Genomic DNA, 24,758 nt, shown 5'->3' with positions numbered 1-24,758 from the left:
CGATGACCGCTACGAATGCCTACCGCCTGCGGCCGTCCCGGCGCCTGGCCACCTTCCGGCTCTGCTCTCTGGGGCTGGCCATCGGCCTGCTTGCTGCGGCCAGCACTGTGGGCGCCGTCACTCCGACGACGCACGCGGCGTCCCCCGCGACCGTCACCCAGCCCGCATCGGCCGTGTCGGTTTCCAACATCGACTTTCGCCGAGGGGAAGACGGCGCCGGTCGCCTGATCATCAAGTTCGATGGCCAGGGCGCCGCGCCTGACCTGCGCAACCAGGGCGACAGCGTCGTGGTGAGCGTGGGCAATGCCACGCTGCCGGCCTCGCTGCAGCGTCCGCTCAACGTGGTCGACTTCGCCACGCCGGTGCAGCGCGTCGATGCGCAGAGCAAGGGTGTCGGCACCCAGCTGGTGCTCAGCACGCGCGGCGACTTCGAGTCGCTGGCCTACCAGTCCGGCAACGAGTACGTGGTCGAGATCGTGCCGCGTGCCGGCCAGAAGGCGATGGGTGACGCGAGCGCCCCGGCCGCTACCAGTGCCTCGGCCGTGGTGGCCGCTGCGCAGAGGATCGCTTCCGAAGCGCGCCGCTACAGCGGCCGCCCGGTGACGTTCAACTTCCAGGACGTGCCGGTGCGCACGGTGCTGCAGCTGATCGCCGAAGAGTCGAACCTCAACATCGTGGCGTCCGACACCGTGCAGGGCAACGTCACCCTGCGCCTGGTCAACGTGCCGTGGGACCAGGCGCTGGACATCGTGCTGCGCGCCAAGGGCCTGGACAAGCGTCGCGACGGCGCGGTCATCTGGGTGGCTCCGCAGCCCGAACTGGCCAAGTTCGAGCAGGACAAGGAAGACGCCCGCATCGCGATCGAGAATCGCGAGGACATGGTCACCGACTACGTCCAGATCAATTATCACAGCGCTGCCGCGATCTTCAAGGCACTGACTGAAGCCAAGGGCATCGGCAACCAGGGCAACAGCGGCGGCGGTGGCGGCGGTGGCGGTGGCCGCGACCAGGAGAATGGGTTCCTGTCGCAGCGTGGCCGCATCGTCGCCGACGAGCGCACCAACATGCTGATGATCAGCGACATCCCGAAGAAGGTCGCGCAGATGCGCGAGCTGATCTCGCGGATCGACCGCCCGGTCGACCAGGTGCTGATCGAAGGCCGCATCGTGATCGCCACCGATACCTTCGCGCGGGACCTTGGCGCACGTTTCGGCATCAACGCCCGCCGCTCCGGCGACCGCACGCAGATCATCGGCGGCAACGTCACCGACAACGTCAACACCGGCAACGGTGACGACCGTGTCCTGCCGCGCGATCTGAACGTCAACCTGCCCGCCGGTGGCTTCACCCAGGCCACCGCCGGTGCGATCGCCTACACGCTGCTGGGCCGCAACTTCGACTTGGACATCGAGCTGTCGGCGATGCAGGAAGAAGGTCGTGGCGAGGTGATCTCCAATCCGCGCCTGGTCACTGCCAACCAGCGTGAAGGCGTGATCCGGCAGGGCAAGGAAGTCGGCTACGTGACCATCACCGCAGGCCAGGGTGGCGTCGCTACGCCGAACGTGCAGTTCAAGGAAGCGTTGCTGGAAATGAAGGTCATGCCGACCATCACCAACGACAACCGCGTTTTCCTGAACCTCAACGTCAAGAAGGACGAGGTGAACCGTTACATCACGCTGGAAGGCTACGGCGCCGTGCCGGAGCTGGACAAGCGCGAGATCAACACCGCCGTGCTGGTGGAAGACGGCCAGACGGTCGTGATCGGCGGCGTATACGAGTTCACCGATCGCAGCAGCGTGGCCAAGGTGCCGTTCCTGGGCGACATCCCCTTCCTTGGCAATCTGTTCAAGAAGAAGGGTCGCAGCAAGCAGAAGGCCGAGCTGCTGATCTTCATCACCCCGAAGGTGCTGTCGGTCAACAAGCGCTGATCGCCGACATCCAGCGTAGATGCAGACGACGGGCCGCTTTGCGGCCCGTCTTCATTTGCGGCTCTGGTGCGAACTCCCGCTGAACCCATGCCGTTCCTCACGGGGAGGGCGGGAACCTGCGTGGCACACTGGCGGTCCCACGCGCACCCCGCACCCTCCGGACGCCCATGGATCTCCCGTCGTCAGCCGCCTCCCTGTTCGACCGCTTCGCCGCGCTGCGAGAGGACCTGTCACAGACCATCGTCGGGCAGGCTGCCCTTGTCGAGCGGCTGCTGATCGCCCTGCTGGCCGACGGCCACCTGCTGGTCGAAGGAGCACCAGGGCTGGCCAAGACCACGGCCATCCGCGCATTGGCGTCGCGGTTGCAGGCGGACTTCGCACGTGTCCAGTTCACGCCCGACCTGCTGCCGGCGGACCTGACCGGCACCGAGGTATGGCGACCGCAGGACGGGAGGTTCGAGTTCCAGGCGGGCCCCATCTTCCATCCGCTGCTGCTGGCGGACGAGATCAACCGCGCACCGGCCAAGGTGCAGTCGGCGCTGCTCGAGGCGATGGGCGAGCGGCAGGTGACGGTGGGCCGCCATACCTATCCGCTGCCGGCGCTGTTCCTGGTGATGGCGACGCAGAATCCGATCGAGCAGGAGGGCACGTTCCCGTTGCCCGAAGCCCAGCTCGACCGGTTCCTGATGCACGTGAAGATCGGCTATCCCGAAGCGGCTGCCGAGGCCGACATCCTGCGCCTGGCGCGCGATCGTGCGCGCGAGCAGATGCAGTCCGCGCCCGCTGCCATCGGGCGGATGCCGCTGGAAGATGTCTTCGAAGCGCGCAGGCAGGTGCTGGACCTGCACCTGGCGCCGGCGCTGGAACGCTACCTGATCGAACTGGTGCTCGCGTCGCGCGATGCGTCGCGTTACGACGCGGCGCTCGCGCGACGCATCGCGTGGGGCGCGAGTCCGCGCGGCTCCATCGCGCTGGAACGTTGTGCGCGTGCGCGGGCCTGGCTTGCGGGGCGCGACTATGTCACCCCTGATGATGTCCGCGCCATCGCGCCCGACGTGCTGCGCCATCGCGTGCTGCCCAGCTACGAAGCCACGGCGGAAGGCTGGGATGGCGATCGCCTGGTGAAAGCGCTGCTCGACGTGGTCCCGCTGCCCTGAACCCGGTTGCGCCGGTCCATGAGCGAAGGCATCACTCCTACCCTGACGGAACTGATCGCGCTGCGCGCCAACGCGCAACGCCGACCGCCTGCACGCCGTGGCCGCCACTCGGTCACCGGTCCGTCCGCGTCGCCGTTGCGCGGACGTGGCATGGAATACGCGGAGTCGCGCGAATACGTGGCGGGCGACGACGTCCGCCACATCGACTGGCGCCTGACGGCGCGCAGCGGACGCACGCATACCAAACTGTTCCAGGCCGAGCGCGAAAGGTTGACGTTGATCGTCGCCGATACATCGCCGCTGCTGTACTTCGGCACGCGTACGCGTTTCAAGTCGGTGCAGGCGGCACGAGCAGGCGCCGTTGCCGCGTGGCAGGCCGTCCGCGAAGGCGATCGCCTTGCCACGCTGCGTGGCAGCGCGATGGAGGCCCCGGTCCCGCCCGCATCCGGCACACGCGGCGCATTGCGCGTGCTGGATGCGCTGGTGCGCTGGTATACGGCGCCACCGTCGGATGATCTCGGTCTGGCATTTGCTCTCGATCATGCCGCGCGCGTGCTGCGGCCTGGCTCGCGACTGCTGGTGCTCGCCGATCCCCACAGCCTGATGTCGATTCCCGAATCACGCTGGCCTGCGCTCGCGGCGCACCATGACGTCATCGTCCTGCTGTTGACCGATCCGCTGGAGACGGCCCCCCCGGCACAGCGCCTGCCGTTCGTCGTGGGCAGCCAGCGCGTCGATCTGGATCTCGCCAGTGACGCCCAGCGCGAGGCGTGGCGCGCCGAGTTCCAGCAGCCGCTCGAACGCGCGCTGGAGCGTTTGCCCGCGCGTGGCGTGCAGGTACGCACGCTGTCCACCGATGCGCCCAGCGATGCGTGGCTTGTCGCCCTGGGTCGCGCGCAACCGCAGGTGGCATGAGGATGTACATGGCGACGCTGGTGCTGCGCGACGTACATGTGCCGGTCTCGCCCTCGTGGTGGCCGCCCGCACCGGGGTGGTGGCTGGTCTTCTTCGTCATCGTGCTGCTGGTCGCCGGGGTCGGGACGTGGCGATTCGTCGTTCGCCGCCGGCATCGCACATGGCAGCGCTGGTTCGATGCCACGGAGGACGCGCCCTCCGCTGCGGAACAGGTGGCAGCGATGTCCGAGCGCCTGCGCCGCGCCGCGCGTCGTCTCGATCCGGCAGCCGACCGGCTGCAAGGCGAAGCGTGGCTGCAGTTCCTGGATGGCAAGCGTGGTCATGCATTCTCGCAAGGCCCGGGTCGCCTGCTGCTTGAGGGCGGCTATCGCCGCGACGTTCCACCCAAAGAACTCGCCGCCGCCGCGGCCGTCGCGCGCGTCCGTTTCCTCGAACTGATGGCGGGCGTGCGATGAATTTCTCGCTGCCCACGCTGCAATGGTTGCAGGACGGCTATGCAGGCTTCGCGTGGCCGTGGACCTGGCTCGCATTCCCCCTGCCGTGGCTGGTGCGATGGTTGCTGCCGGCAACGCGCACGCAGGCGGACGCGCTGAAGGTGCCGTACGGCTCGTCGATGCAGGCCATTGCGCAACGTGGAGGGCGCGGGTTGCCGCGTCGCGCCGCCGCGCTCGCATGGCTCGCCTGGTTCCTGCTGTGCGCGGCCGCTGCACGGCCGCAGCAGTTCGGCGATGCGGTGACGCCGCCCGTGAGTGGGCGCGACCTGATGCTGGCGGTGGATCTGTCCGGCAGCATGACCGAACCCGATATGGAACTTGGCGGTGCGGTCGTCGATCGCCTGACTGCGGCCAAGGCTGTGCTGGCGGATTTCCTCGATCGTCGTGATGGCGACCGGGTTGGTCTGCTGGTGTTCGGCCAGCGTGCGTATGCGATGACGCCGCTGACCCGCGATCTGCGCACCGTGCGGGATCAGTTACGCGATGCCGTGGCCGGGTTGGCCGGGCGCGAGACCGCCATCGGCGATGCCATCGCGCTGGCAGTGCGCCGGTTGCGCACGCAGGAAGACGGCCAGCGCGTCCTGATCCTGCTGACCGACGGCGTCAATTCCGCCGGCGTGCTGACGCCGCAGAAAGCGGCGGAACTGGCGAAGGAAGAGCGCGTGCGCATCCACACCATCGCCTTCGGCGGAGACGGAGGCATGAGTCTGTTCGGCATCCCGTTGCCGATGCCGAGCAGTTCGCCGGAAGCCATCGACGAAGCCACCCTGCGCGATGTCGCCGCGCAGACCGGAGGCCGCTTCTACCGCGCACGCGATACCGGCGAACTCGCCGGCATCTATGCCGAACTGGACCGGCTGGAGCCGGTGGAGCAACCGGGCAAGGCGGTGCGTCCCCGCATCGAGCGCTACGCATGGCCGCTGGCCGGTGCGGTGCTGGTGTCGTTGCTGGCGTTCGTGCTGCCGCGGAGGCGCGCATGAGCCTGGATTGGCAGGCCCTGCACTTCCTGCGCCCGCACTGGTTGTGGTCACTGGCCGCGCTGCCCGTGCTGGCATGGGCATGGCGCGCGCAGCGGCAACGGCGCAGCGCATGGCGCGGCCATGTGGACGCGCACCTGTTGCCGCATCTGCTGGTTCGCGGAGGCGCGGAGGCGCGCATGGGCCTCGCCGCTGCGGTGATCGCCTATGTTCTCGCCGTACTCGCGCTGGCAGGTCCCAGTTGGAGGCAGGCCGAGCAGCCGCTCTGGCAGGTCACTCGACCGTTGGTCGTGGTGCTGGACTTGTCGAGCCGCACCACCGCCAGCGATCTGCCGCCTTCGCGACTGCTGCAGGCACGCGCGAAGCTGGCGCAGGTGCTCGAGGCGCGCGCCGGCAGCCCGGTCGCGCTGGTGGCGTACGCCGAGGACGCATTCACCGTCACGCCATTGACCGACGACACGGCGAACATCCGCGTGTTCCTTGATGACCTGGCGCCCGACATCATGCCGGTGGATGGGCAGCGCACGGATCGCGGCATCGCGTGGGCGGCGCAGCTGCTGACGCAGGCGGACGCGCGAGGCGGCGACATTCTCGTCCTCACCGACCGTGCGGACGCGGCCGCGGTGACGGCCGCAGCGAAAGCACGCACGCAAGGCTACGCGGTGTCGGCGCTGGGAGTGGGTACCGCAGCTGGCGCCGCCTATCGCGGCGGTGACGGCGTGATCGCACGCGCGTCGCTGGATGCCGCATCGTTGCGCGGGCTGGCGGTGGCGGGCGGTGGTCGCTATCACGCGCTGACCGGCGACAACGGCGATCTCGCGTCGCTGGGTGTGTCGTCTCCGCAATCTACGACGGGAAGCGCGACGTCCACTGGCGGCGGCAAGGCCTGGCGCGACGAAGGCTACTGGTTGCTGATTCCGCTGATGGTTCTTGCGCTGCTCGGGTTCCGTCGCGGCGCAGCGCTCGTGCTGGTGGGCGCTCTGTGGCTTCCCATGGCCTCACCGGCATCCGCGGCCGGCATCGACTGGTGGCAGCGAGCGGACCAGGCCGAGCATGCGCGCGTTGTCCGCGGAGCCGATGCGTACCGGCAGGGCGACTTCGCGGCGGCCGAAGAAGCCTTCACTGGCGTCAACACTGCCGACGGTTGGTACAACCTGGGCAATGCGCTGGCCAAACAGCAGCGCTACGACGATGCCATTGCAGCCTACGATCGCGCGCTGCGCGCACGTCCCGGCATGCCGGATGCGGTGGCGAACCGCGCTGCCGTCGATGCGGCGCGCAAGCGGCCGCCGTCGTCCGGGGGCGGGCAGGGCAAGGCCGGGCAACAGGGCGATGGGAAGAACGCGTCCAGCGGCTCGCAGGGCGGGCAGAAATCCGATCCCGGTGACCAGAAGAACGCATCGCCGTCGCCGGCGGACGGCGAGCCGGCACCGCGCGATCCCGGCAAAGCGCCGTCGCAGGGGAAACCCCCGTCGACGGGAACGCCATCGCCGGCCACCCCGGATGCCGCTGCGCAGTCCGCGGCCGACGCCGCACAACGGGAACGCATGCGTGAGGCGATGGCACGCGGCAATGAGCAGCGGGCGGGGAACGAAACGCAGGGCAAGCCGGCCGTGCAGGCCGAAACCGCCGAGCAGCGCGAGCGCCGGCAGGCGGTGGAGGCGTGGCTGAAGCGCGTGCCGGACGAACCCGGCTCGCTGCTCAAGGCGAAATTCCAGCTTGAACAGGAACGCCGGCAGAGGGAAGGACGATGAAGTATCGGATGGGACTGCTGCTGTGCCTGCTGCTGGCGCTGCCGTTGTCGTCGCTGGCGGCGACGCGTGCATGGCTGGAACAGACGCAGGTGACGCTCGGCCAGGCGGTGACGTTGAACGTGGAGACCGATGCGGTGTCCGCCACCCCCGACGTCACGCCACTGATGCGCGACTTCGAAGTGGAAGGCCAGTCGGACAGTCGCAGCGTGCGACTGGTGAACGGACGCATGAGCAGCAGCATGACTTTCGCGCTGACCTTGCGTCCGCGGCGTGCCGGCACGCTGGCGATCCCCGCGCTGCAGGTGGGTGCTGACCGCACGGTCCCGCTGGTGCTCGACGTCAGCGCGACGCCGACGGCAAGCGCGGCGTCCAACGGGCTGGTGTTCGTGGAAACCGAAGTCGACGACGAAACCCCTTACGTGCAGCAGTCGGTCGGCGTTACGGTGCGCCTGTTCTACGCCACGCCGCTGGTGTCCGGCCAGCTCGACCTGGATCCACCGGATGGCGCGCTGCTGCAACGGGTCGGCGAGATCGTGCAGTCGAGCCGCGAGATCAATGGGCGCCGCTACAACACCGCCGAGCGCCGCTTCCTGCTGGTGCCCGAACGCAGCGGTCCGCTGGCCCTGCCCGGCGCGCGCTTCAGCGGGCGCGGCGCGGGCGGCTGGATGGATGACCTGCTGGGCGGCAACAGCGGCGAGGTCAACATCACCGGCACGCCGCGCACGTTGCAGGTTCGGCCGCAACCCGCGAACGCACCGCAGCCCTGGCTGCCTGTGCGCGACCTGCGCCTGCGCTACACCGCCGTGCCCGAGCAGATGCGCACGGGCGAAGCGGCCACCTTCGCGATCGAGACCACGGTCGTCGGTGCGACGCAGGCGCAGTTGCCCGAGCTGCCGGCGCCGGTGGTGCCGGGGGCGCAGGTGTTCGCGGAACCGCCCCAGTACGACGAGACCTTCACCGGCGGCACGCCGCAGGTGAAGTTGACGCGTCGCTATTCGATCGTGCCGTCACAGCCGGGCACGCTCACCGTACCCGGCGTGGCGATGGGGTGGTGGGATGTCCGTGCCGGTGCGGCGAAGCGTGCATCACTCACGACGTTGTCGATCCCGGTCGTTGCGGGGAGCGGTCAGCCATCGCGCCCGCTGGCGAAAGATGACGCGACGCCGGCCCGGCAGGACGCGACCGATGACGGTGTCATCCCGCTCGCGGGTGGACGCAGCGTACCCGCGCATCTGTGGCCGTCGCTGGCCGCCGGTTTCGCCCTACTCTGGCTGGCGACGCTGGTATGGGGCTTGTCGCGACGGCAGGGTGCCCCGCAGGCCGGCCGCTCGCGTCACGCGCCTGCCGACGTCCCGCATGCGTTGACGCATACGGCGTCCGATCTCAAGCGCGTGCTGGATGCCGGCGATCTCGACGACATCGAAGCCGTGCTCTGCGGCATGGCGCGGCCAGTGGCCATCGATCTCGACGACCTGCAGCGTCGTCTCGCCCAGCCGGCGCAGCGCACCGCCGTGGACCTGTTGCGCCGTGCGCGCTGGGCGGGTGGTGATCCGGCGCAGGCCCGTGTGGCACTGCGCGAGGCCTTCCGGGGAGGGCCGCAGTGGCGAGTCACAAGCGTAGTGCAGAGGGACGAGCCCTTGCCGCCGCTGTATCCGCGATAAGGGAAGCCGGGCCCACGTTCGTCTTCCCCTTGGCCGGCCATGCCGTGCCCTCCCTGCAGGGACGGGACGTCATGCCCGGTTTGCTAAGCTCCCGACTTTGTCTCCGCAGGACCCGCCGATGACCGACGCCACGCCCGCCACCCGCGCCAAGCTCCCGTTGCACTGGAAGATGGCCATCGGTTTCGGTGTCGGCCTGCTGGTGGGACTCATCGTCCATGCGACGGGACAGGGCGACGCGGCGTGGGTCGACCAGGTGACGAAGTACGTCACCACGCCGTTCAGCAAGATCTTCCTCAACCTGATCTTCATGCTGATCGTGCCGCTGCTGTTCTCGGCGCTGGTCTGCGGCATCGCAGAGATGGGCGACATCCGCGCGCTGGGCCGGATCGGCTGGAAGACGCTCGCGTACACCATCGTGCTGTCGGCGGTCGCCGTGCTGCTCGGCCTGGTGCTGGTCAACCTGTTCAAGCCGGGTGTCGGCGTGGATCCTGCGCTGGCGCAGCAGCTGATCGCCGAGAACGCGGAGCGCACCAAGGAAATCGTTGCCAGCGTCGGCACGCAGCCGACCGGCATGGACATGCTGCTGTCGATCGTGCCGGACAACGTGATCGGCGCGGCCTCCAGCAATGCGGCCATCCTGTCGCTGATGTTCTTCGCGGTGATGTTCGGCATCGGCCTGGTGCTGACGCCGTCGGAAAACACCGGCATCCTCAAGCGCGGCATCGAAGGCGTGTTCGAGATCTCGATGACGCTGATCGGCCTGGTGATCCGCCTGGCGCCGTACGCGGTGGCCTGCTTCATGTTCAACCTGGCGGCGATCTTCGGCTTCGACCTGCTGGTGCGGCTGGGCCAGTACGTGTTCGTGGTGGTGCTTGCGCTGGCGCTGCACCAGTTCGTCAGTTATTCGATAGCGCTGAAGCTGGCGGGCTATTCGCCGCTGAAGTTCTTCCGCGGCGCGCAGGAAGCGATGGTGATGGCGTTCTCCACCGCGTCGAGCAATGCGACGCTGCCCACCGCGCTGCGCGTGGCCGACGAGAAGCTGGGCCTGCCGCGCACGGTCTCGCGCTTCGTGCTGACCGTGGGTGCGACCGCCAACCAGAACGGCACCGCGCTGTTCGAGGGCGTGACGGTGATCTTCCTGGCGCAGTTCTTCGGCGTGGACCTGTCGCTGGGCCAGCAGTTCATGGTGATGCTGGTCTGCATCCTGGGCGGCATCGGCACGGCCGGCGTGCCGTCCGGCTCGCTGCCGGTGGTGGCGCTGATCTGCGCGATGGTGGGCGTGAATCCCATCGGTATCGGCCTGATCCTGGGCGTGAACCACTTCCTCGACATGTGCCGCACCACGCTGAACGTCACCGGCGACCTGACCCTGGCCTCGCTGGTGGCCAAGGGCGAGCGTGCCGACGTGAAGCTGCCGGGCCAGCCGGGCTAACACCCCGGCCGGGGTCCCGCAACCGCGACAGGGCGGGCGGGGGGTGGGACAATGGGCGGCCCGCAGCCCGCCGGGCGCCGCCCCCTCTGCCCCGATTCCCATGACGACGCCCACCCGCCGCCAGCTCGCCAACGCCATCCGTTTCCTCGCCGCCGACGCGGTGCAGGCCGCCAATTCCGGCCATCCCGGCATGCCCATGGGCATGGCCGACATCGCCGAAGTGCTGTGGAACGACTACTACCGCCACAGCCCGTCGAACCCGCACTGGTTCAACCGCGACCGCTTCATCCTGTCGAATGGCCACGGCTCGATGCTGCAGTACGCGCTGCTGCACCTGGCCGGGTACGACCTGCCGCTGCAGGAGCTGAAGAACTTCCGCCAGCTGCACAGCAAGACCGCCGGTCACCCCGAGCGCCACGAGACGCCGGGCGTCGAGACCACCACCGGTCCGCTCGGTCAGGGCTTCGCCAACGCCGTCGGTTTCGCGCTCGCCGAGAAGCTGCTGGCACAGCGCTTCAACCGCGAAGGCCATGAGCTGATTGACCACCGCACCTTCGTCTTCATGGGCGACGGCTGCCTGATGGAAGGCGTGTCGCACGAAGCAGCGTCGCTTGCTGGCACCTGGGGCCTGGGCAAGCTGGTCTGCTTCTGGGACGACAACAAGATTTCCATCGACGGCAACACCGACGGCTGGTTCACCGACGACACGCCGGCCCGCTTCGAGGCTTACGGCTGGCAAGTGGTGCGTAACGTCAACGGCCACGACCCGGTCGAGATCAAGACCGCCATCGACACCGCGCTGAAGGCCACCGACAAGCCGACGCTGATCTGCTGCCGCACCACGATCGGTTTCGGTTCGCCGAACAAGGCCGGCAAGGAATCCAGCCACGGCGCGCCGCTGGGCAAGGACGAACTGGAGGCCACGCGCGCCGCGCTGGAATGGCCGTACGGTCCGTTCGAAGTCCCCGCCGACATCTACGCCGGCTGGAACAAGGTCGACGCCGGCAAGGCGCTGGAAGCCGACTGGAATGCGCTGCTCGACGCCTATACCGCGCAGTTCCCGGAACAGGCCGCGGAACTGCAGCGCCGCGCGTCGGGCGAGCTGCCCGCCGACTTCGCCGCACAGGCCGATGCCTACATCGCCAAGGTGCAGGCCGAAGGCCCGGTCATCGCCTCGCGCAAGGCCTCGCAGAACGCCATTGAAGCGTTCGCGCCGCTGCTGCCGGAACTGGTCGGTGGTTCGGCCGACCTGGCGCACTCCAACCTGACGCTGTGGAAGGCCAGCAAGTCGGTCTCCACCACCGACCCGAACGCCAACTACGTGTACTACGGCGTGCGCGAGTTCGGCATGACCGCGATCGCCAATGGCCTGGCGCTGCACGGCGGCTTCGTGCCGTTCGATGCCACCTTCCTAGTGTTCAGCGACTACGCGCGCAACGGCGTGCGCATGAGCGCGCTGATCCCGGCGCATGCCATCCACGTGTACACGCACGACTCCATCGGCCTGGGCGAAGACGGCCCGACCCACCAGCCGGTCGAGCACCTCGCCTCGCTGCGTTACATCCCGAACAACGACGTGTGGCGCCCGTGCGATGCGGTGGAATCGGCCGTGGCGTGGAAGCAGGCCATCGTCCGCCAGGACGGCCCGAGCTGCCTGGTCTTCTCGCGCCAGAACCTGCCGCACCAGCCGCGCACCGACGCGCAGGTGGGCGAGATCGCACGCGGCGGCTACGTGCTGGCCGATGCCGACGGCACGCCGGACGTCATCCTGATCGCGACCGGTTCGGAAGTCGGCCTCGCCACGCAGGCGAAGGCCACGCTCGATGGGCAGGGCATCAAGACGCGCGTGGTGTCGATGCCGTCGACCGACGTGTTCGATCGCCAGGACGCGGCGTATCGCGAAGCGGTGCTGCCGAAGGCCGTTCGCAAGCGCGTCGCGATCGAAGCGGCGATCGCCGACTTCTGGGGCAAGTACGTGGGTCTGGACGGCGCGGTGATCGGCATGACGAGCTTCGGCGCCTCCGCGCCGGCCGACGCGCTGTACAAGCACTTCGGCATCACCGCCGAGGCGGTGGTCGAAGCGGCGAAGTCGCTTTGAGGCGATCTGTCGTCAACCAGTAAATGAAAAAGCCGGGCATTGCCCGGCTTTTTTCTTGATCGGACTCAACGGGTCTCGCGCAATCCGAGTGCCAGCAGCCTGGCCTCAAGCCGCTCGCCCACGTTGCCTGGCGCCGCCAGCCCCATGCGTGCCATGGTCTCGGTGTCGTCCGATCGCGTACCCAACGCCCGCAACACCGTGCCCATCTTCTTCCCGGTCGTCGCGGTATTCGCCTTCAACCAGCCCAGCGCCTTGACGATGCGCTGCTCGACCTCGGTGAAGTCGCTGCCCAGCGGATAGTCGGGCAGCGTGCCGTCATGGCGGAACGCGCGCAGGCGCGCCGACAGGTGCACCGGCGTGTTGTCGATCCAGTGGCCCGGCGCATGGAAGCTCGCACGCAGCTTGCCGGCGCGCTGTGCCTGTTCCATCAATCCCTGCTGGAACCGCGCATCGGTGATGCCACCCATGGCAATGATGCAGTCCTCGTCGTTCTTGCCGCGCACGTCGGCAATGCCGTACTCGTTGACGTAAAGGTCGCGCAGATGGCGTGGGATCGTCGTGTGGCCGTAGTTCCAGCGCACGTTCGATCCGGCAGCGCCGGCATCTTCGCGTACGGCGCGGAACATCAGCACGCTGCGCGCGCCGTCCAGCGCGTTGGACATGTCGACGAAGTTGTACTGCCCGCCGACGCCGGAGACCACGCGGCCGTCCTCCAAGCCGTCGGAGACGGCGGCGCCGAGCACGGTGGCCATCATGCAGGAATTGAAGAAGCGTGCATCGTGGCGCTGCAGGCGGGCCAGCGACTCGCGTCCGCGCTCCAGTTCGTTGATCAGGCTGATGCGGCGCATGCCGATGGCGCGGCGCTGGTCATCCGGAAGGTCGCGCAGCCAGTCGTAGAAGGCAGGCGAACCAAGGTAGAACGCGCCGTGCAAGTACTCGCCGTCGCGCTCCAGCCGCGCCTGGTCGCCGAGGTTGGCGGTGCCGTCAGCGAGGCGTTGCATCAGCGCTTCGTCGTCGACCACCTTGCGGCGGATCACACCGGTCTCGACCAGGCGCTTGAAGCCCTCGTTGACCATTTCGCTGCAGCCGTACAGGCCGACGGCGAAAGGTTCGAGGCCGCCGCTGGCGATCACCGCGGGATGGCGTTCCAGCTCCGGATCGAGTGCTGCCAGCACGCGCCGGTAGGTCGCATTGTCGGTGTGGCGCAACACCAGCGCATGGCACAGCGCATCGGCCAGCGCACCGATGCCGATCTGCAGCGTGCCGCCATCGCGCACCAGCGCGCTGGCGTACAGGCCGATGGCGTAATCGACGTCCGACACCGGCTGGCGCGGCAGACCGAAGAGGCGCGGGTAGGGCCCTGGAGGTGAAATGACCAGGTCGAAGTAGTCCTCGTCGACCGCCGCCGTGCCGCCGATCCACGGCAGGTCGGGATCGACCTCGGCCACCAGCAGCGGCCGCGGCAGTCCGCGCGCGACGATGGCATCCACCGCGTCCTGGGTCAGATCGTTGTTGCACGAGAACGACAAGCGCGTACCGTCCGGCTCGCGCGCGACCTTCTGCACGATCACGTTGAGCTCGCGATCCGCCAGCGCACGCGCCACGTGGGTGTAGTTGAGGCTGGCGTACAACCGCTGCGCCGTGGTCGAGCGCAGCAGTGCGCCGCCCTGCATGTAGAACTCTTCCACTTCGATGTTCGCAGGCAGCGCATCGCGCTTGATCGCCTGTACATAGGCGAGTCGCGGGAAATCCTCGCCGAAGTGTCGCGCCGCGAATGGCTTCACGAAGCGCGCTTCCAGGCCCTTGCCACCCCCCGGCGGGTCCAGCGACAGCGCCGTGTACAGCGTCCACGATCGCGAAGGATCGGCGGCGATGCGCGCATACAGCGCATTGAGCAGCCGGTGTGGCTTGCCGATGCCGAGCGGCGCCCCCATCCGCAGCGGCCCATAGGTATGGGACAGGATGAGGTCCACGGCTTCTTCGAGGTCGGTGAGGTGCTTGGCCATGCGCAGAGCGTACCCAGACCGGTGTTAACCGGCCATGGGCTCACTGTTCCAGCATGTCCGGCCGGAACAGTCTCCGTCGCGACACCTCACGCCCGGACACCATGAAGCGGCCATCGCCGCGGTAATGCACGGTGCGGGGCAGGCGGGGAGAGGTGGCGATGCGGGCATGCACGATGCGCCAGACGAACAGCGGGTAGTCCGCGGTGATGCGGGTCTCGTGCAGGCGGCATTCGAAGCGCGCATGGCACTCCCCGATGCCGGGCGCGTCCACGTCGCGTGAGGGCAGGGCGGTCAGGCCGAAGCGCTCGAACTTGTCCTGCTCGGTGCTGCTGCAGTTGCCGATCCGTACCACCGTGTCGAGCAGGTCCTCGGTCGGCAGGTTGATCACGCATTCGCGGCTGGCACGGGCCCGTGCGTGGCTGCAGTTGGCCTGCCAGATGTACGTGCCGACCAGGTCGTAGCCCAGCATCATGTGCCAGCCCAGCGTCATGATCGCGCGCTCGCCCTTGTGTGCCGTGCTGAGCAGCACAACGGGTCCAGGCTCCAGGTAACGCCGCGCCTGGTCCGTGGGCAGATCCTTCCAACGCGTCTGCTTGCTCATGGCGCCGCTCCGAATTCCCGCGGCAGGATAAGCGCCGCTCAGTCGAGGGTATGTGTGGAGTCGGCGATGCGCCGGACTTCGTCCGGATGATGGCTGACGTAGACGATGGGCAGGCGGATCTCGTCGCGTACACGCTGCAGGTAGGGGATCAGTTCTTCGCGGCGGGCTTGATCCAGGGCCGACAGCGGTTCGTCGAACAGCAGCAGCGACGGCTGCGACAGCAGGGCACGACCGATCGCCACGCGCTGGGCTTCGCCGCCGGACAGATTGCGCGTGCGGCGTCCCAGCAAGGGGGCGATGCCCAGCAGCTCGACCACCGCATCGAAGCCGAACCGTGGCGCGCCGCGCCCGCCGTGGCGGCCGTACTGCAGGTTGCGCCGCACGTCGAGATGCGGGAACAGCCGTGCATCCTGGAACACATAGCCCACGCGTCGACGGTGCACCGGTTCATCGATGCGCGCTGCGCTGTCGAACAGGCAGTGGCCATCCACCTCGATGCGACCGGCCACCGGCGTCACCAGGCCGGCGATGGCATTGAGTACCGAGGTCTTGCCGGCGCCTGACGGTCCGACCAGTGCGATCACGCGGGCATCGTCGTCGATGCGTACATGACGATGGAAGTGGCCGCGCCGGAGTTCGATGTCGACCTTCAGCATCAGCTGTCCTCGCCCTGGCGCGTGTAGTGGCGCCGCACCAGCCACTCCGAGAACAGCAGCGCGGCCAGCGAGATCACGACGGCGACCGCAGCGAGACGCCAGATGCCGGCTTCGCCACCCGGCACCTGCATCAGGCCGTAGATGGCCGACGAGAGTGTCTGCGTTTCACCGGGAATGTTGGACACGAAGGTGATGGTGGCGCCGAACTCGCCCAGCGCCTTCGCGAACGCCAGCACGCTGCCGGCGACCAGACCGGGCCACGCCAGTGGCAGGGTGATGGTGAAGAACACGCGCCACGGTCCCGCGCCGAGCGTGGAGGCGGCCTGTTCAAGACGCCGATCGGTGGCTTCGAGCGACAGGCGGATCGAGCGCACCATCAGCGGAAACCCCATCACCGCGCAGGCCAGGGCGGCGCCGGTCCAGCGGAAGGCGAACACGATGCCGAACTGCTCCTTCAGGAACGCACCGATCGTGCCCTGCGTGCCCAGCGTGACCAGCAGTGCATAGCCCATCACGACCGGGGGCAGCACGAGGGGCAGGTGCACGACGGCGTCCAGCAGCGCCTTGCCCGGGAATCGCGTACGCGCCAGCAGCCAGCCGACCACGACGCCGAAGGGCAGGCTGGCCAGTGCCGCCACCAGCGCCACCTTCACGCTGAGGCGGATGGCGGTGAGCTCTTCCGGCGAGAACGCGTCGAGCACGCGCGGGTCAGTCCTTTACGGCGAAGCCGCGACGTTCGAAGATCGCATCGGCGGCAGGCGAGGCCAGCCACTGCACGAAGGCGGTCGCGCGCGCGGACTGCGCACCGCGCAGCGCCGCCACCGGATAGACGATGGGCGGATGCGAGTCTTCGGGGAAGGTGGCGACCACACGCACGGCGGGCTCCGCCTTCGCGTCGGATGCATAGACGATGCCCAGCGGCGTCTCGCCGCGGGCCACCAGCATCAGCGCTGCACGCACGCTTTCGGATTCGGCCAGGCGTGCCTTGACGCCGTTCCACAGCGACAGCGATTCCAGCGACGCCTTGGCGTACTTGCCGGCCGGCACGGTCTGCGTCTGGCCCACGGCCAGGCGACCGTCACCCAGTGCGGCGAGGAAGGTCGCCGGCCGCTTCAGGTCCACCTGTGCCTTGCTGGCCTTCGGCGCGACCAGCACCAGCTGGTTGCCCAGCAGGCTGCGACGCGTGGCGTTCTCCAGCTTGTTGCGTTCCTGCAGGTAGTCCATCCATTCCAGGTCGGCGGAGAAGAACACATCGGCTGGCGCGCCCTGTTCGATCTGCCGTGCGAGCGCCGAACTGGCGGCGTACGACACGCGTACCGGCGTGCCGGTCTGCTTCTGGTAGGCGGCCGCGGCCTCGTCCAGCGATTCCTTCAAGCTGGCGGCAGCGAAGACGGTCAATCCTGCGTCGTCCTGCGCGCGTACCATCGGGGACGCGAAGGCCGTGGCGAGCAGCAGGGCGGAGGCGAAGACGGGGCGGAGCAACGCGGACAGGTTCATGCGAACAACTCCTGTGGGGACGGTGGACTATTCGATGACGAAGGTCTGGATCTGGCGGGCGCTGCGCGCTGGTCGCGCATCGCTGGGAATCAACAGTCTCGCCGGACCGGCGTCGGCGGGCAGCGGCTTGCCGTCGCACTGGTCGGCCACGTAGACGCGTTGCTTGCCGAGCGTCGGGTCCAGTTCGCCCAGCGAGAACACCACCGTGTAGCCGTCGCGTGCGCGTACTTCCACGCGTCGGGCGAGATGTGCGCCGCGCAACGGGTCGGCAGGCATCGCGCCGGCGCGCCGCAGCAGGTCCACGAGATCGACGCCACTACACCGCAGCGCCCGGCCGTGGACCTCCATGCCGACGTCGTGCCGCGGAAGGTTGTGCAGCAGCTCAGCGCTCCACGGCAACTCGATGCGGCCCGGAGGCGGCGTGGAAGGCGCGTGTGCACCATGCGATTGCGCCGCGGCGGACAGCGAGCCGGTGGCGACGTACGCAGCGATCAGAAGTGGAAGACAAGGCCGGAGGTTCATGGGTGGACTCGCGGTGTCGGGTGGGGTCAATGCCTGGCAAGCGCCTTGTTAAGCACGGCAGCCAGCGCCACGCCACCGGCACGCAGTTGCTGCTCGGCGATGGGCAGGTGCTTGTCCACGTAGGCCTGTTCCAGCTTCGCGCGACGCGGATAGAAATCCGGCTGGGTCACCACGCGGCACGATTTTTCAGCCCAGGCCGCCGCGAGCGGCGGCAGCGTGATCGCGCCGAGCGCCGGTTTCGGCAGTGCGCGCAGGTGGCGCAGGTAATCCGCTTCGCTGCGGCCGGTGGTCACCAGCATGCGGCTGTCCCATAGCGTGTGCAGGTTGGTGCCGCGGTTGTTCCAGTTCACCTGCACGTCGTTGCCGCCCTTGTCGCGGCCGTAGCCGGCATGCAGCGGCTGGTGCACGTCGCCAACGAAGTGCACCACGAACTTCAATGCCTGCAGGCGCTCGGCGCGTGGACGCTTCGTGTCCGCCAGGATCGTGGTCTGCGCCCTGATCGCTTCCACCACGCAGTTGCCGCCCGGACAGTCGCGCGACTTTTCGTAAGCGCACTCGTGTTCGCCGATGTTGACGAAGTGCCAGCGCGAGGTCTTGCGGCCGAGCACCGGATCGTTCTCGCGCAGGTCATCGGCCCAGCTGGCAATGCCGGCCAGCGAAGGATCCGGTTCGCCTTTCAGTAAGGCTTCGATCTGGCGACGGACATCGGGCGTCAGGTCGTCCCACGCCAGCAGCGCCACCAGACGGTGGCCGAGAGGACCCCATGCGTGCGCGGGCACCGGCAACAGGGCGAGTGCAAGGGAGGCGACAAGGGCGAATGCGAAAAGGAAGGGACGGACCATGCCGGTACTTTAACCGACACAGGCCGTCCCCAATTTACGGCAGGCGCCGGATCGCCCGCCTGCTCAGAACTTCAGGACATAAGCCACGCCGTACACCAGCGGGTCGATGTTGGCGGTGCCCAGCTTGGCGCCTTCGACTTCGACCTTGGTGTCGATGTCGGCCCAGCGCACGTCGACGCGCACGGCGCTGCGTTCGCTGACCTTGAAATCCAGGCCGGCGTGGGCGGCGAGGCCCCACGAGTCGTCCAGCTTCAGCTTGGCGCCTTCGAGCGCGCCGGTCGTGTCTTCGCTGAAGAACGTGGTGTAGTTCAGGCCCACGCCGAGCAGCGGCGACACCTTGCCCTTGCTGTTGAAGTGGTACTGCAGCGAGACGGTCGGCGGCAGGTGCTTGGTTTCACCCACCTTGCCCACGCCCTTCACCGAAATGTCGTGCTTGAACGGGAGTGCGGCCAGCACTTCCAGGCCCAGGTTGTCGCGCAGGAAGTATTCGAAGGTCACGGTCGGCTTGACGTCGCTGTCGATCTCCAGCGGCAGCGTGCCGCCGGCAATCGTGCCGTTGTCGGACTTCGGGTTGACCCGGTGCACGCCCACGCCCAGCGTCCAGTCGCCCTTGGACTGTGCGAAGGCGGGAACGGCGGCGCCCAGGGCAAGGGCGATGGCAATCGGGATCAGGGTCTTCTTCATGGTGGTGACGCTCGTTGGAATGTGGCGCCAGTCTCTGCCCCCGTTTATGCCGATGCCTTGATCCTGATCAATGTCCGCGGGGCCTTCGCCACCGGGACGGCCTGTTAGAATGACGCCCCCCGTCAACCCCGCCGCGCCGCGCGCGGCTGCAGGAGTCCTGAGCAATGTCGATCAAGGTGGGTATCAACGGCTTCGGCCGCATCGGGCGCAACGTGCTGCGTTCCGCCGTGCAGAATTTCGGCAACGACATCGAGATCGTCGCCATCAACGATCTGCTGGAGCCGGACTACCTGGCGTACATGCTGCAGTACGACTCCGTGCACGGTCGCTTCGACGGCGACGTGAAGGTCGAAGACGGCGCGCTGTTCGTCAACGGCAAGAAGATCCGCCTGACCCAGGAACGCGATCCGTCCAACCTGAAGTGGGATGAAGTCGGCGCCGATGTCGTCATCGAATCCACCGGCCTGTTCCTCGACAAGGCCACCGCGCAGAAGCATCTCGATGCCGGCGCGAAGAAGGTCATCCTGTCGGCGCCGTCGAAGGACGACACGCCGATGTTCGTCTACGGCGTGAACCACGACACCTACAACGGCGAGGCGATCATCTCCAACGCTTCGTGCACGACCAACTGCCTGGCGCCGATCGCCAAGGTGCTGCACGACAAGTGGGGCATCAAGCGCGGCCTGATGACCACCGTGCACGCCGCCACCGCCACGCAGAAGACCGTCGACGGCCCGAGCAACAAGGACTGGCGCGGCGGCCGCGGCATCCTGGAGAACATCATTCCGTCGTCCACCGGTGCGGCCAAGGCTGTCGGCGTGGTGATCCCGTCGCTCAACAAGAAGCTGACCGGCATGTCGTTCCGCGTGCCGACCAGCGACGTGTCGGTGGTCGACCTGACCGCCGAACTCGAGAACCCGGCGACGTACGACGAGATCAAGGCCGAGATGAAGGCGCAGAGCCAGGGCGCGCTGAAGGGCATCCTGGGTTACACCGAGGACAAGGTGGTCGCCACCGATTTCCGCGGCGACACCCGCACCTCGATCTTCGACGCCGAGGCCGGCATCGCGCTGGACCCGACCTTCGTGAAGATCGTCAGCTGGTACGACAACGAGTGGGGCTATTCCAACAAGTGCCTGGAAATGGTCCGCGTGGTCGCCGGCAAGTAAGCCGATCCGTTTCCGCTGTGCTGCACGGGCGCCTCAGGGCGCCCGTGTCGTTTCCGGGTATAGCAAAGTGATACGAAGCGGGCCGGATCGCGCCACTCCTGGCTTGGATTCTTGCAAATCCGGGCGCATTGCCCGAGGCTGCCGCGAGGCTGAATGGACGGCCCGGGGACGGATGGGCCCCTTCTTGCACCGAACACGCAGAGACGGGGTAGGCGATGGATGATCTGGCGGGGATCCTGGTGTTGCTCGGCCTGGCCGTACTGGCGGTGCCGGTACTGCTGATCGTGGCGCTGGTCGCCATCAGCGGGCTGAAGCGACGCGTCACTGACCTGGAAAGGCAGGTCAGCCAGTTGCGCGCGTCCCCTGTCGCTGCGGCGACACCGGATGCAGTAGCGACGCCTGCACGCGCCGATGACGAACCGACGCTCGCGGAACTGGTGCGGTCGCCGCCCCCGCGCACGGAGACGCCGCCTCCCGTGCAGGCCGCCACGCCTCCGCCGATTCCACCGCGACCGCCTGCACCCGCAGCGGCCGTACCGCCCCAGCCCGCGCCCGCCCTGCCGCCGCGTCCGCCACGCGCCGAAGCGCCGTCGCGCCCGGCGACGCCGGACGTGGTCAGCGTCGTATTGCGCGCGGTGCGTCGCTGGTTCACCGAAGGCAACGTGCCGGTGAAGATCGGCGTGACGGTGCTGTTCTTCGGCGTGCTGGCGCTGCTCAAGTACGGTGCCGACCAGGGCTGGTTCACGCTACCGCCGGAACTGCGCTTGGCCGCCATTGCCGCGGCCGCGCTGGGTGCGCTGGTGTTCGCGTGGCGCAAGCGCGAGAGCCATCGTGCGTTCGCGTTGAGCCTGCAGGGTGGCGCCATCGGCGTGCTGCTGCTGGTGGTGTTCGCCGCGTTCAAGATCTTCGGGATGATGCCGGTGGGTGCGGCCTTCGCGCTGAGCATCGTGCTGGTGGCTGGTGCGGGCGTGCTGGCGGTGCTGCAGGATGCGAAGGCGCTGGCCGTGTTCGCGTTGCTGGCCGGCTTCTTGGCGCCGATCTGGCTGTCGACCGGTAGCGGTAACCACGTCGCGCTGTTCTCTTACTACGCGGTGTTGAACGCGGCGATCGTCGGCATCGCCTGGTACAAGTCGTGGCGCGTGCTGAACCTGCTCGGCTTCGTCTTCACCTTCGGTATCGGCACGGCGTGGGGCCTGTTCGACTATGCCCCGCACAAGTACGCCAGCACGCAGCCGTTCCTCGTGCTGTTCTTCGCGTTCTACCTGCTGATCCCGCTGCTGTTCGCGCGCCGGCAGCCGGTCAGTCGTCGCGACCTGATCGATGGCTGCCTGGTGTTCGGTATGCCGCTGGTGGCGTTCTCGCTGCAGGCCGGTCTGATGCAGGGCGGCAGTTTCGAAGACAGCCGCCTGCCGCTGGCGTTCTGCGCGCTGGGCCTGGGCGTGCTGTACGCGGCGCTGTCGTGGGCCTTGCGCCGTCGCACGAACTACGACGTGCTCGCGCAGTCGTACGCCCTGCTGGCGGTCGGCTTCGCCACCTTGTCCGTGCCGCTGGCGCTGTCTGCACAGGCCACGGCCTGCGTGTTCGCACTCGAGGGCGCGGCGCTGGCCTGGCTGGGCCTGCGACAGTCGCGGCTGCTGCCGCAGCTGACCGGCGCCGGCCTGCAGTTGGCGGCCGCCACGGCGTTCTTCATCGCGCGCGTCGACACCGTGTCGTGGCACGAGGCGGAGACGGTCGCGCCGATGTTCGCCAACGCCACCTTCATGAGCGCGCTGCTGATCGCCGTCGCCGGCTTCGCCAGCGCGTGGGCCTACCGCGCACGGAGCGCTGCAGTGGCACTCGTGTATTACCTGTGGGCGCTCGCGTGGTGGCTGGGCAATGGCACCGTCGAGATCAACGACTACCTTGGCCATCGCGACGAGCCTGACGCGATGCTCGCGTTCATCGCGCTGACCGGTTGGCTGGCGGCGGAAGTGCATCGCCGGCGTCCCGGTACCGCGCTGGCCTGGACCACGCTGGTCGGCCTGGCGTCGGCGGCGCCGCTGGCGCTGTGGCAGGCCGAGGTGCACCAGCAACCCTTCGCGGGGAACGGCGTGTGGGCGTGGCTCGCCTATGCGGTGCTGGGCGTGCGCAGTCTGATGTGCCTGCGCGACAGCGACCACCGCCTGGCCGGCGCGGCGCAGTTCGTGTGGTGGCTGGTATGGCCGCTGGTGGCCAGCCTGCTGCTGGCCTGGCTGCCGGGGCATGTGCAGGGCATGGGCGGCGGCTGGCAGGCCGGGCTGATCGCGTTGCCGTGGCTCGTCGTCGTGGCGCTCGCCCTGTTCCGCTGGAACTGGCTGGCATCACCGCTGGGCGAACGGTTCGATGGCTGGCGTACGCCGCTGCTGGGCGTGCTGTTTGCGGTGCTCGGCCTGTGGTGGCTGGTGTCGTTGTTCCTGTCGGGCAATGCCACGCCGCTGCCGTGGATTCCCGTGGTGAATCCGATGGAACTGGCGCAGCTCGCCACGCTCGTGTTGCTGCTGCGCTGGTGGATGCCGGAAGGTCGCGTGCTGCCGCCGGCTCGCATCGTGCTGCTGTCGTCGCTGGCCTTCGTGTGGATCACGTCGGTAGTGCTGCACGCGGTCCATCACTGGGGTGGCGTGCCGTGGAACGACAGCCTGGTGTCCGGCAGCTTGGCGCAGACCAGCCTGACGATCACCTGGAGCGTATTGGGCGTGCTGGGCTGGGTGATCGGATCGCGTCGCGGCCAGCGCATGCTGTGGCTGGGCGGCGCCGTGCTGATGGCGGTGGTGCTGGCGAAGCTGATGGTGGTCGACCGCCAGCACCTGGGCAACCTGCTCGGCATCGGCTCCTTCATGGCCTATGGCCTGTTGTGCACCGTGGTGGGTTATCTGGCGCCCGCGCCGCCGCGCCGCATCGAGAACGAGGAAGCGTCCGCATGAAGAAGTTCCTGATGGGCCTGGCATTGCTGCCGGTGATGGCCGCCGCACAGGCGCCCGCACCCGCGCCGTATGCGAAGCGCTGGCCGTTGGTGCTGTCGGCCGAACAGGCCGGCGCGTACCGCGTGGTGCTGGATCGCGACATCTACACCACCACGGCATGGCCGGACCTGCGCGATGTCGACGTGCTGGACGCGCACGGCAAGCCGGTGGCGGCTGCGCTGTTCGGTCCGGAGCAGCCAACCGCACTGCCGGCGCGGCGTGTCGTCGTGCCGTGGTTTCCGTTGCCTGCATCGCCGCAGGATGCGTCTGCGCCGTCGCGCGTGTCGGCGCAGTTCGGCGAGAACGGGCGCATCGTCCGCATCGAAGCCGATGGCGGCGGCACGGCTGCCGCCGGTCCGGCGCGTGCGTTCCTCGTCGACCTGAGCGGCATTCGCGACCACGCCGAAGCGCTGGAATTCACCTGGGACGCCGGCACGCCGCGCGAAGCCCGTTACCGCGTGGAAGGCAGCCAGGACCTGCAGGCATGGGAGGTCGTGCAGGATCGCGTGACGCTGGTCGAACTGCAGCGCGGATCGCAACGTCTGTTGCGCGACGAGGCGCCGATCCGTGGCGGGCTGCGCTACATCCGCTTCGTGCCGCTCGACGCATCGCCCGCCTTGCCGATCCGCGAAGTACGCGTCCGCCTCGATGAAGTGCACCAGCAGCAGTCCGTGCTGTGGTCTGAACTGAAGGGCCGTCGTGTCTCCGAGCAGGGCGTGGACGGGTTCGCGTACGAGAGCGATGGGCGCTATCCGGTGGCGCTCGCCGATCTGGCGGTCGATGACTACGCGGTCGGCGAATGGACGCTGGAAAGCCGCGATGCGCTGGATGCGCCCTGGCGCCTGCGCGCAGGCCCGTGGGTGGCCTACCGGGTCGCCGGCCAGCAGCCCAGCAGTTCAGCCGCGCAGCCGCTGTCGAGCGATCCGTCGCGAGATCGCTACTGGCGTCTGCGCAGCCGCGGCGCGCTGCCGGAACAGGCGCCCACGCTCCGGTTGGGGTATCGGCCGGAGGTCATCGTGTTCCTTGCGCAGGGCACGCCGCCCTACGCGCTGGTAGCGGGAAGCGCGAGCGCACGTCGCGCGTCGGTGCCCATGCCGGAACTCGTCGAGGCCCTGCGCCGCGACCGCGGTGAGGACTGGCAGCCCGCGCCTGCTTACCTGTCGCCGGCCTCCGCGCTCGCCGGTGATGCGGCGCTGATTCCGCCACCGACCCCGCGCGATTGGAAGACCTGGTTGCTGTGGGGCCTGCTGGTGCTCGGCGCGGCACTGGTGGCGGCGTTCGCCTTCAGCCTGTTGCGCAGCCGGCCTTCGGCGTAGTCCCGCCTTCGTTTGCGGCAGGGGAGGGCAGGCGGGACAATAGTGGTCTTTCCCGCTGCCCAGGACCTCCC

Annotated in this window: 20 protein-coding genes; 12 read left to right on the top strand and 8 right to left on the bottom strand. The window is 68.4% G+C overall.

Annotated elements, in window-relative coordinates:
* Nucleotides 1-2 precede the first annotated feature (2 nt).
* The 9 genes from IB225_RS06860 (at nt 3) to tkt (ending at nt 12,416) form a co-directional block, all read left to right on the top strand.
* Complete coding sequence (locus tag IB225_RS06860) at nt 3-1,928, top strand: type IV pilus secretin PilQ family protein (protein WP_192310434.1); 1,926 nt, start codon at nt 3-5, stop codon at nt 1,926-1,928.
* A 167-nt stretch (nt 1,929-2,095) separates the two neighbouring features.
* On the top strand, nt 2,096-3,085 hold the full coding sequence (locus tag IB225_RS06855) for a MoxR family ATPase (protein WP_192310433.1): 990 nt from the start codon (nt 2,096-2,098) through the stop codon (nt 3,083-3,085).
* 18 nt (nt 3,086-3,103) lie between these two features.
* Complete coding sequence (locus IB225_RS06850) at nt 3,104-4,000, top strand: DUF58 domain-containing protein (RefSeq protein WP_192310432.1); 897 nt, start codon at nt 3,104-3,106, stop codon at nt 3,998-4,000.
* A 2-nt stretch (nt 4,001-4,002) separates the two neighbouring features.
* Nucleotides 4,003-4,455, top strand: coding sequence for a DUF4381 domain-containing protein (locus tag IB225_RS06845; RefSeq protein WP_192310876.1), 453 nt, complete (start codon nt 4,003-4,005; stop codon nt 4,453-4,455).
* On the top strand, nt 4,452-5,474 hold the full coding sequence (locus IB225_RS06840; RefSeq protein WP_192310431.1) for a VWA domain-containing protein: 1,023 nt from the start codon (nt 4,452-4,454) through the stop codon (nt 5,472-5,474). Before IB225_RS06845 ends, IB225_RS06840 begins: the two co-directional genes overlap by 4 nt.
* Nucleotides 5,471-7,225: a VWA domain-containing protein gene (locus IB225_RS06835; protein ID WP_192310430.1), complete on the top strand. Its 1,755-nt coding sequence runs from the start codon at nt 5,471-5,473 to the stop codon at nt 7,223-7,225. The genes IB225_RS06840 and IB225_RS06835 overlap by 4 nt, the downstream gene beginning before the upstream one ends.
* Complete coding sequence (locus IB225_RS06830) at nt 7,222-8,886, top strand: BatD family protein (protein ID WP_192310429.1); 1,665 nt, start codon at nt 7,222-7,224, stop codon at nt 8,884-8,886. Before IB225_RS06835 ends, IB225_RS06830 begins: the two co-directional genes overlap by 4 nt.
* Nucleotides 8,887-9,004: 118 nt before the next feature.
* Nucleotides 9,005-10,318 carry a dicarboxylate/amino acid:cation symporter gene (locus IB225_RS06825; protein ID WP_192310428.1) on the top strand — a complete coding sequence of 438 codons (1,314 nt, stop codon included), beginning with the start codon at nt 9,005-9,007 and terminating at the stop codon, nt 10,316-10,318.
* 100 nt (nt 10,319-10,418) lie between these two features.
* A complete protein-coding gene (gene tkt / locus IB225_RS06820; RefSeq protein WP_192310427.1) occupies nt 10,419-12,416 on the top strand; it encodes a transketolase in 1,998 nt (665 codons plus the stop codon).
* Between the two features lie 65 nt (nt 12,417-12,481).
* On the opposite strand, the gene IB225_RS06815 is transcribed toward tkt, so the two are convergent.
* The 8 genes from IB225_RS06815 to IB225_RS06780 all read right to left on the bottom strand — a co-directional run bounded on the left by IB225_RS06815 (nt 12,482) and on the right by IB225_RS06780 (nt 19,224).
* Nucleotides 12,482-14,422: an acetyl-CoA hydrolase/transferase C-terminal domain-containing protein gene (locus IB225_RS06815; protein WP_192310426.1), complete on the bottom strand. Its 1,941-nt coding sequence runs from the start codon at nt 14,420-14,422 to the stop codon at nt 12,482-12,484.
* Between the two features lie 40 nt (nt 14,423-14,462).
* The gene (locus tag IB225_RS06810; RefSeq protein WP_192310425.1) at nt 14,463-15,023 is read right to left on the bottom strand and encodes a flavin reductase family protein; all 561 of its coding nucleotides are present in this window, start codon (nt 15,021-15,023) and stop codon (nt 14,463-14,465) included.
* Nucleotides 15,024-15,061: 38 nt separating this feature from the next.
* Complete coding sequence (modC, locus tag IB225_RS06805; protein ID WP_192310424.1) at nt 15,062-15,679, bottom strand: molybdenum ABC transporter ATP-binding protein; 618 nt, start codon at nt 15,677-15,679, stop codon at nt 15,062-15,064.
* On the bottom strand, nt 15,679-16,380 hold the full coding sequence (gene modB / locus IB225_RS06800; RefSeq protein WP_192310423.1) for a molybdate ABC transporter permease subunit: 702 nt from the start codon (nt 16,378-16,380) through the stop codon (nt 15,679-15,681). Before modB ends, modC begins: the two co-directional genes overlap by 1 nt.
* A 7-nt stretch (nt 16,381-16,387) precedes the next feature.
* Nucleotides 16,388-17,176: a molybdate ABC transporter substrate-binding protein gene (gene modA / locus IB225_RS06795; RefSeq protein WP_192310422.1), complete on the bottom strand. Its 789-nt coding sequence runs from the start codon at nt 17,174-17,176 to the stop codon at nt 16,388-16,390.
* 27 nt (nt 17,177-17,203) lie between these two features.
* Complete coding sequence (locus IB225_RS06790; protein WP_192310421.1) at nt 17,204-17,698, bottom strand: molybdopterin-binding protein; 495 nt, start codon at nt 17,696-17,698, stop codon at nt 17,204-17,206.
* Between the two features lie 26 nt (nt 17,699-17,724).
* Nucleotides 17,725-18,540, bottom strand: a complete 816-nt coding sequence (locus IB225_RS06785; protein ID WP_192310420.1) for a S1/P1 nuclease — start codon at nt 18,538-18,540, stop codon at nt 17,725-17,727.
* A 63-nt stretch (nt 18,541-18,603) separates the two neighbouring features.
* The gene (locus IB225_RS06780; protein ID WP_192310419.1) at nt 18,604-19,224 is read right to left on the bottom strand and encodes an OmpW family outer membrane protein; all 621 of its coding nucleotides are present in this window, start codon (nt 19,222-19,224) and stop codon (nt 18,604-18,606) included.
* Nucleotides 19,225-19,388: 164 nt separating this feature from the next.
* Here IB225_RS06780 and gap point away from each other — a divergent pair, with 164 nt between their 5' ends.
* From gap to IB225_RS06765, 3 genes are all read left to right on the top strand, one after another.
* Nucleotides 19,389-20,393: a type I glyceraldehyde-3-phosphate dehydrogenase gene (gene gap / locus IB225_RS06775; RefSeq protein WP_192310418.1), complete on the top strand. Its 1,005-nt coding sequence runs from the start codon at nt 19,389-19,391 to the stop codon at nt 20,391-20,393.
* Between the two features lie 224 nt (nt 20,394-20,617).
* Nucleotides 20,618-23,332: a DUF2339 domain-containing protein gene (locus IB225_RS06770; RefSeq protein ID WP_192310875.1), complete on the top strand. Its 2,715-nt coding sequence runs from the start codon at nt 20,618-20,620 to the stop codon at nt 23,330-23,332.
* Complete coding sequence (locus IB225_RS06765) at nt 23,329-24,687, top strand: DUF3999 family protein (protein WP_192310417.1); 1,359 nt, start codon at nt 23,329-23,331, stop codon at nt 24,685-24,687. Before IB225_RS06770 ends, IB225_RS06765 begins: the two co-directional genes overlap by 4 nt.
* Nucleotides 24,688-24,758: the final 71 nt, after the last annotated feature.

It is taken from the genome of Pseudoxanthomonas sp. PXM02, from assembly GCF_014851805.1.
GTDB lineage: Bacteria > Pseudomonadota > Gammaproteobacteria > Xanthomonadales > Xanthomonadaceae > Pseudoxanthomonas_A.
Note: the sequence above shows the minus strand (reverse complement) of the source record. Positions and strands in the feature narration are given on the sequence as shown.

Excerpts from the sequence above, each read along its gene's own strand:
- IB225_RS06860 (WP_192310434.1), top strand. The coding sequence starts at position 3 with ATGACCGCTACGAATGCCTACCGCCTGCGGCCGTCCCGGCGCCTGGCC.
- IB225_RS06855 (WP_192310433.1), top strand. The coding sequence starts at position 2,096 with ATGGATCTCCCGTCGTCAGCCGCCTCCCTGTTCGACCGCTTCGCCGCG.
- IB225_RS06850 (WP_192310432.1), top strand. The coding sequence starts at position 3,104 with ATGAGCGAAGGCATCACTCCTACCCTGACGGAACTGATCGCGCTGCGC.
- IB225_RS06845 (WP_192310876.1), top strand. The coding sequence starts at position 4,003 with ATGTACATGGCGACGCTGGTGCTGCGCGACGTACATGTGCCGGTCTCG.
- IB225_RS06840 (WP_192310431.1), top strand. The coding sequence starts at position 4,452 with ATGAATTTCTCGCTGCCCACGCTGCAATGGTTGCAGGACGGCTATGCA.
- IB225_RS06835 (WP_192310430.1), top strand. The coding sequence starts at position 5,471 with ATGAGCCTGGATTGGCAGGCCCTGCACTTCCTGCGCCCGCACTGGTTG.
- IB225_RS06830 (WP_192310429.1), top strand. The coding sequence starts at position 7,222 with ATGAAGTATCGGATGGGACTGCTGCTGTGCCTGCTGCTGGCGCTGCCG.
- IB225_RS06825 (WP_192310428.1), top strand. The coding sequence starts at position 9,005 with ATGACCGACGCCACGCCCGCCACCCGCGCCAAGCTCCCGTTGCACTGG.
- tkt (WP_192310427.1), top strand. The coding sequence starts at position 10,419 with ATGACGACGCCCACCCGCCGCCAGCTCGCCAACGCCATCCGTTTCCTC.
- IB225_RS06815 (WP_192310426.1), bottom strand. The coding sequence starts at position 14,422 with ATGGCCAAGCACCTCACCGACCTCGAAGAAGCCGTGGACCTCATCCTG.
- IB225_RS06810 (WP_192310425.1), bottom strand. The coding sequence starts at position 15,023 with ATGAGCAAGCAGACGCGTTGGAAGGATCTGCCCACGGACCAGGCGCGG.
- modC (WP_192310424.1), bottom strand. The coding sequence starts at position 15,679 with ATGCTGAAGGTCGACATCGAACTCCGGCGCGGCCACTTCCATCGTCAT.
- modA (WP_192310422.1), bottom strand. The coding sequence starts at position 17,176 with ATGAACCTGTCCGCGTTGCTCCGCCCCGTCTTCGCCTCCGCCCTGCTG.
- IB225_RS06790 (WP_192310421.1), bottom strand. The coding sequence starts at position 17,698 with ATGAACCTCCGGCCTTGTCTTCCACTTCTGATCGCTGCGTACGTCGCC.
- IB225_RS06785 (WP_192310420.1), bottom strand. The coding sequence starts at position 18,540 with ATGGTCCGTCCCTTCCTTTTCGCATTCGCCCTTGTCGCCTCCCTTGCA.
- IB225_RS06780 (WP_192310419.1), bottom strand. The coding sequence starts at position 19,224 with ATGAAGAAGACCCTGATCCCGATTGCCATCGCCCTTGCCCTGGGCGCC.
- gap (WP_192310418.1), top strand. The coding sequence starts at position 19,389 with ATGTCGATCAAGGTGGGTATCAACGGCTTCGGCCGCATCGGGCGCAAC.
- IB225_RS06765 (WP_192310417.1), top strand. The coding sequence starts at position 23,329 with ATGAAGAAGTTCCTGATGGGCCTGGCATTGCTGCCGGTGATGGCCGCC.